At 57.4% G+C, this 6,633-nt stretch carries 7 protein-coding genes; 3 read left to right on the plus strand and 4 right to left on the minus strand.

Going from position 1 to position 6,633, the window contains the following annotated elements; genetic code table 11:
- Positions 1-152 precede the first annotated feature (152 nt).
- Entirely contained in the window at positions 153-653 is a 501-nt protein-coding gene (locus ABWO67_RS04030; protein ID WP_353147858.1) for a Fur family transcriptional regulator, read from the minus strand.
- Between the two features lie 296 nt (positions 654-949).
- Between ABWO67_RS04030 and ABWO67_RS04035 the strand changes: the two genes are divergently transcribed.
- From ABWO67_RS04035 to ABWO67_RS04045, 3 genes are read left to right on the plus strand one after another with little or no spacing between them, the layout of a single operon-like run.
- Positions 950-1,666 carry a metal ABC transporter ATP-binding protein gene (locus ABWO67_RS04035; RefSeq protein ID WP_353147861.1) on the plus strand — a complete coding sequence of 239 codons (717 nt, stop codon included), beginning with the start codon at positions 950-952 and terminating at the stop codon, positions 1,664-1,666.
- Between the two features lie 47 nt (positions 1,667-1,713).
- On the plus strand, positions 1,714-2,565 hold the full coding sequence (locus ABWO67_RS04040) for a metal ABC transporter permease (RefSeq protein WP_502929958.1): 852 nt from the start codon (positions 1,714-1,716) through the stop codon (positions 2,563-2,565).
- Entirely contained in the window at positions 2,565-3,584 is a 1,020-nt protein-coding gene (locus ABWO67_RS04045) for a metal ABC transporter substrate-binding protein (protein ID WP_353147867.1), read from the plus strand. The genes ABWO67_RS04040 and ABWO67_RS04045 overlap by 1 nt, the downstream gene beginning before the upstream one ends.
- 16 nt (positions 3,585-3,600) lie before the next feature.
- Here ABWO67_RS04045 and xerC read toward each other — a convergent pair whose 3' ends face one another.
- From xerC to dapF, 3 genes are read right to left on the minus strand one after another with little or no spacing between them, the layout of a single operon-like run.
- Complete coding sequence (gene xerC / locus ABWO67_RS04050) at positions 3,601-4,551, minus strand: tyrosine recombinase XerC (RefSeq protein ID WP_353147870.1); 951 nt, start codon at positions 4,549-4,551, stop codon at positions 3,601-3,603.
- A gap of 9 nt (positions 4,552-4,560) precedes the next feature.
- Positions 4,561-5,244 (minus strand): DUF484 family protein, encoded by a 684-nt coding sequence (locus tag ABWO67_RS04055; protein WP_353147873.1) that lies wholly within the window; start codon positions 5,242-5,244, stop codon positions 4,561-4,563.
- A complete protein-coding gene (gene dapF / locus ABWO67_RS04060) occupies positions 5,244-6,134 on the minus strand; it encodes a diaminopimelate epimerase (RefSeq protein ID WP_353147876.1) in 891 nt (296 codons plus the stop codon). The genes ABWO67_RS04055 and dapF overlap by 1 nt, the downstream gene beginning before the upstream one ends.
- Between the last annotated feature and the right edge of the window lie 499 nt (positions 6,135-6,633).

Here is a 6,633-nt window from a genome sequence, read left to right on the forward strand (position 1 = left end):
GCCGGAAAAAGAGGCGGCTATATCATAAATTTCGTACCGCGCAAAAAAAACATAACGTGCGATTACATCACAGCATACGCTTTAGAGCAAATATACGGGGGGGAAACTTTACTTCTCTGTGGAATAAACGCCGTTTGGCGGGTATAGACGCCTTAGCCGTGGTGGGCGTGCGCGTGGTTGTGGGGCGGCGCAAGCAGGCTGCATTTGCCACACAAGGCCCTAAGCTCGGTTTCGTGGCCGGAAAGCATAAATCCCACATTTGCCACTTTACCGGCCAGTTGCCGGCTTAGTTCGGGATCGCTTAACTCGGCGACTGCGCCGCATTGGGTGCACACCACTAGCAAATCATGACGTTCGCCGCCGGCGTCCAGGCATGCCGTCCAGGCGTTGATGGCATCCAGCCTGTGCACCAAGCCTTCGTCGACCAGAAAATCAAGCGCGCGATAGACCGTGGGGGGCGCGGCGCCTTGCTGGTCATCGCGTATCAGTTCCAGCAACTCGTAGGCTTTCAGGCTGCGCTGTTGTACAAGCAGAATTTCCAGCACCCTGCGCCGTATGGGCGTAAGGCGTTTGCCGCGCTGTATGCATAGCGATTCGGCGGTACGTAGCGTTGCCGCAATGGCAGGCGGAGAAGTCGAATGTTTGGCTGGCATGATGCTGGACAATGTGATTCATGAGTACACGAAACGCACACGAACTGAGTGCTTCCCGGACGTGAGGCTGTGCAACAACCTTCCGTATGTTATAACATAACAGCCATATTCTTACATCTCGCCCCTTCTCTGCGGAATCATGCGCCGAATTTTTTTTGCCTCACCCCAGGAGCCGCGCGCTTACCGCGGCTCCTCCCTGTTAGCGTCATGCGTCCAGCGACTGGTCTGCATGTTGTTCGCAGTGGCGTTCCTGTGGATATTGACCGGATGGGCAATGGAATGGTGGTAATGGCACCATGACAAGTTCTGTTATCGAACTGGATCAGCTTTCCTTGGGTTGGCGGGATCGCGTGGCGGTGCGCGATGTTACGGGCGCTTTTGCCCGCGGCTCGTTGACTGCTATCGTAGGTCCGAATGGCGCCGGCAAGTCCACCCTGATCAAAGGCATCATGGGACTGGTCAGTCCTTTGCGAGGCCATATTCGCCTGGCGGGCGACTCGCGCAGCCAGATGGCCTGGCTGCCGCAGCTGGGCGAGCTCGACCGCAGCTTCCCCATCAGCACCTATGATTTGGTTGCCATGGGCGCATGGAGGCGGGTTGGTGCCTGGAAACGGTTTGATGCGGCCGAGCGCGAGCGCGTACATGCGGCACTTGATACGGTAGGGCTGGCTGATTTCGGCCCGCGCATCATAGGGACGCTCTCAGGCGGACAGTTGCAGCGCGCGCTGTTCGCACGGCTCTTGCTGCATGATGCGCACACGTTATTGCTGGATGAACCTTTTGCCGCGGTGGACCGCAATACTACCGAAGACTTGATGTTGTTGTTGCAAACCTGGCATCGCGAAGGCCGTACGGTGATCGCCGTATTGCATGATCTGGATATGGTGCGCGCATGCTTTCCGCAAGCCTTGCTGATGGCTGGGCAGGCAGTTGCCTGGGGGCCCACTGATACCGTCCTGACGCCTGAAAATCTGCATTTGGCGCGTCATCTATGCGCAGGAGACTATCTGTGACATGGATCTTGGATGGGCTATTCGGCCCCTTTATCGAATATGACTTCATGCGCCGTGCGCTGGCGGGTGCACTGGCTTTGGCCTTTGCCGCAGGCCCTCTAGGCGTGTTCCTGGTATTACGCCGCATGAGCTTGATGGGCGACGCCATGGCCCACGCCATTTTGCCAGGTGTGGCGGTGGGTTTCCTGACGGCAGGTTTGTCGTTGAGCGCCATGACGATAGGCGGCATGATTACCGGACTGGTGGTGGCGATGCTGGCTGGCGCGGTGGCGCGGCTGACCCCCCAGCGTGAAGATGCCAGCTTCGCGGCGTTTTATCTGGTTTCGCTGGGGCTGGGTGTGATGCTGGTGTCTTTGCGCGGCTCGAACATGGACTTGATTCACGTCTTGTTCGGTACGGTGCTGGGCCTGGACGATAGCTCGCTATTGCTGGTTACATCGACATCCACGATTACCTTGCTGTTGCTGGCTGCGATTTTCCGGCCTTTGGTGCTGGAGTGCCTGGACCCCTTGTTTTTACAGGGGGAAGGCAGGGCAGGTTCGTATATTCATATGGTTTTTTTGGTGCTTTTGGTGATGACTTTGGTCGCGGGCTTCCAGGTGCTCGGAACGTTGATGGTGGTGGGGATAATGATGTTGCCGGCAACGGCGGCGCGATTCTGGGCTAGATCTGTTGGCCGGCAAATGGTGCTGGCGGCCATCATAGGTAGTTTTTCGTCCTACGTCGGATTATTGTTTTCTTACTATGCCAATGTGCCGGCTTCTCCGTCTATTATTTTGTCTGCAGGGACTGTGTATTTTTTATCTGTGTTTTTTGGCCCGCAGGGTGGGTTATTGCAGGCAGTCAAGCAGGCACATGCGCGCCACCAGCGCTTATCCCAAATTTCGGAGCGACTTTGATGTTACGAGCCAATAGCATTGAGCATGCTTTTCGATTTTCCCGCCGCACCGCGCTCTCGATATTGGCTGGCGGCATATTGATCTTGGGGGTACCCGCAGGGTTCGCTGCCGACGAGCCCTTGCGTGTCGTTGCCAGTTTTTCGATTTTGGGCGATATGGTCAAGGAAATTGGCGGGGAACAAATTTCCCTGACGACTATTGTTGGTCCTAATGCCGATGCGCATTCGTTCGAGCCTACTCCCAAGGATGCCAAGGCGTTATCGCAGGCTCAGGTGCTTGTCATCAACGGGCTGGATTTTGAAGGGTGGTTGCCGCGCCTGGTGCAGGCCTCGGGTTTCAAGGGAGTGCAAGTACTTGCCTCCAAAGACGTCGCCCTACGCCATTTGACCGAAGCCGATCAGCCTAGCCATAACCATAACGACGGTGATCTCGATCACAAACATGATCACAGTCATGGTGTGGCGAAGGACGGGCATGCCCATAGTGATGTCGATCCTCACGCTTGGCAGGATCTGAGCAACGGCATGATTTATGCAAAGAATATTGCGGATGGCTTGTCGCAGGCGGACCCTAAGCGCCGAGCCTATTATCAAAGCCGTATGCAAACTTATGTTGCCCAGATGAAAAAGCTGGATGCCGAGATCAGGCAAGGGTTCGCTGAAATTCCTTTGGCCAGGCGCAAGGTGATTACCTCGCATGACGCGTTCGGCTATTTTGCCCAGGCCTACGGCATACAGTTCATTTCGGTAGTGGGCTTGTCCAGCGACGCACAGCCGTCGGCCAAGGATGTCGCGGCCATCATCAGCCTTGCAAAAAAAGAGCGTATTTCAGGGGTGTTTATTGAGAACACCACGAACTCGAAGCTGGCCAAGCAAATTGCCCGGGAAACTGGCGCTCAAGTGGTTGGGACTTTATATTCCGATGCGCTTGCGCCGGCGGACCAGCCTGCGGCGACCTATTTAGGCATGTTCAGCTGGAACGCGGGGCGGTTGATTTACTTGATGAAACCAAGTAATTAGCGCCGGCGTTGGCATATCAAGGTTTGCGGTTGGCGCGGGGATGAGCTTGATCGTACGCTTGCGCCAGGTGCTGAAAATCAAGGCGCGTATAAATTTGCGTGGTGCTAATGTTGGCATGGCCCAGCAGCTCCTGGACTGCGCGCAAATCTTGCGCCGATTGCAGCATATGGCTGGCAAAACTATGGCGCAGACTGTGCGGGTGCACATGAACCGGTAGCCCGACAAGGATAGCCAGCTTATCCAGTTGCGACTGAACAATACGTGGGCTGATACGCTTGCCCCGTACGCCAAGGAAAAGTGCCGACGTCGTATCCGTGTCTTGCTGGCCTGAGAGCATTTGATGCCGCAGCGCCAGCCAACGTTCTATTGCGACTATCGCTTTGCCGCCCAACGGCACGCTGCGCGTCTTGTTTCCCTTGCCTTTGACGATCGCTTCTTGCTCTGCAAGCTGGATCCAGCTTTGGGATTCGTATTGCCCCTGACGGGTATAGCGCCAGTCCAGGCTGACGAGTTCTGCCAGGCGCAAACCGCTGGAATACAGGACTTCAAACATGGCCTGGTCGCGGCAATCCGCCGCGCTCGCCGGTTCAGGCAAGCCGGGCCGATCAAGCAGAACCTGGGTTTGTTCAACCGACAAGGCCTTGGGCAGACCGCGTGGCGCTTTCGGTGCGCGCACACCTGCGACCGGATTGCTATCCATGTCGGCAAGCGGAGCGCGCCATTGGAAAAAGCCCCGCCAGGCTGCAAGCGCCCGCGCCAAGCTGCGAGGTTTGAGGCCCTGGCTGTGCAGGCGCGCGATAGCGTGGCGGATATGGCTTTCAGTAATGCTTTCCAGTGCCGTGTCGGGATGGCATTGAACCAGGTGTCGCAAGTCTTGCCGATAAGCCGCCAGCGTATGTGGCGAGTAACGGCGGTTGGCCTGCAAATGCCGCAGCCACTGTTCCATGGGTGAAGGCAAGGCGTGCATGGCTACCGCCTAAGCGCGCTCTTGAGTGGCTGGATCCTGCAAGCGCAGCAGACTGGCGCTGGCTAACTCATTAATCGTGTCCAAAAAGGCGGTGCCCATGTCGTGGGTGAATCGTTCAGCATCGTCCGAGCCGAGCACAAGCAGGCCGATGGGTTCGATGTGGCCTGTAGGCCGCAAGGAAATGATGGCCAACGACGCTGGCGGCGTGCCCAGCCATCCCGCCGCTTCCTGGTCATTCAGCGGCCCGCAATAAGGCTTGGTCAGGTCGCGTGCAAAGCTGCGGATGGAATCGGTCACATCTTGGGTGAATTCGCTATCGCCCAGCTTGGGCAGGTTCCAGACCCGTAGCGCAATCGTGGGAAGGTCGAACAAGTCGCCCAGGCTGCGTATGATATGGGCAGGAATCTGCTTGGCATCATCTTCGGCCAACATGCGGCAGCACCACTGGTTAATAGTGTCGCTGATTTTTTCATTGCCATTGGCGTTGTGAACCAAGCCGGAAAGTTTCCATTCCAAGTCCTTGGTGCGGGCGCGCAAAGTCATGATTTGTCGCTCTCCCAGCGAGATGGCGCGGCTTTCGTTAGGATGGGGCACGCGCAAATTGGAGAACAGTTCGGCATGCTCCTGGAAAAAGCCAGGGTGTTCTTTCAGAAAATGCGCGACATCGTCGGGAGAAAAGCTGCTTGTGGTCATTAGAGTAGGGAATCCTTGGTATTGGACGAGTCAGTCAAAGCGTCGATATCGACTTGTCCGGTGAAGACAGTAACGGCCGGCCCGCTCATGTGCAGGACGTTGTTGTTCCATGCCACCGTAAGCAGGCCGCCGCGTGTATGCACGCGCACGGGGCTATCGAGCAGGCCGCGCCGGATGCCGGCAACGACGGCCGCGCATGCCCCAGTGCCGCAGGCCAAAGTTTCGCCAGCGCCCCTTTCGTAAACCCGCAGCTTGATGGTGTGGCGGTCAATAACCTGCATGAAGCCGGCATTGACGCGCTGCGCGAACCGCGGATGCGATTCAATCAGCGGGCCGGTTTCGGCAACGGCTGCAGTACTGACATCGGGAACGACTTGCACCGCATGAGGGTTGGAAATGGCGACGAGAGACAACACGGCATCATTGTGGCCGTCCAGCGGCAGGGTCCAAAGCGTATCGTCGCTGCAGGGTGCCGATTGCAGCCCTTGCGTGTCGAAAGCGACGGCTTGAGGCTCGAATCGGGTGCTGCCCATTTCGACTGAGATCTCGCCAGAGTCCAGGCGGGTCAGGGTGATGAGGCCAGTACAGATTTCGGCGCGCAGGGGAGTGCGCCGGGATAATCCCTGTTCATACACAAATTGCATGAAGCAGCGGGCGCCATTGCCGCAGTGCTCGACTTCGCTGCCATCGGCGTTGAAAATCCGATAGCGGAAATCGGCTTCGGGGTGCAATGGGGTTTCGACCAGCAGTATCTGGTCGGCGCCTATGCCGAAGTGTCGGTCGGCCAATGCACGCGCGCGTTCGGGCGTCATGTCGATAGCTTGTCGCACGCCGTCGAGGACAACGAAATCGTTGCCGGCGCCATGCATTTTTGCGAAGTTCCAGGTCATGAGGGCAATTATCCCGGATTACGGCGGGTTTGTCCGCAGTTTGATCCGCATGTTTGCGTCTTTGAGTTTACTTTGTCCCTAGTCCGTATGTTAGATTCTTCGCGTTTGTATATTTTCCTAGTGCGCATGTCAGGGTCTTAGCGTCATTGTTTCTTTCTTGATACGCGGGCCAGGTCCTGGGAGGGGATGTTTTGCTCCTCGTTGACGGTTCGGCGCCCTGCGGCGCCGAACATCGCTTTGCCTCGTTCGTCCACCCCGTCCGGGGTTCCCTTCACTTCCGGCTCGCTCGCCCCCTACGCCGGGCGCCCCGAAAGTCGCTGCAACATCCCCTCCCAGGACCTGTCCCGCTGTGTCATGGAAGATTGAAACATCGCTGAGACGGGCAGCGTGCTTGGCATCTTTGCGTGAGGCTGGCGATTGGCGGCAGGTGACAGGTGAGCGAACAGGCGCAATCATCGCAACGACCGTCGCTTATACCTGGCCCAATGTCCGGAGTGCC

The organism is Pollutimonas bauzanensis (genome assembly GCF_040393045.1).
GTDB lineage: Bacteria > Pseudomonadota > Gammaproteobacteria > Burkholderiales > Burkholderiaceae_B > Pollutimonas > Pollutimonas bauzanensis_A.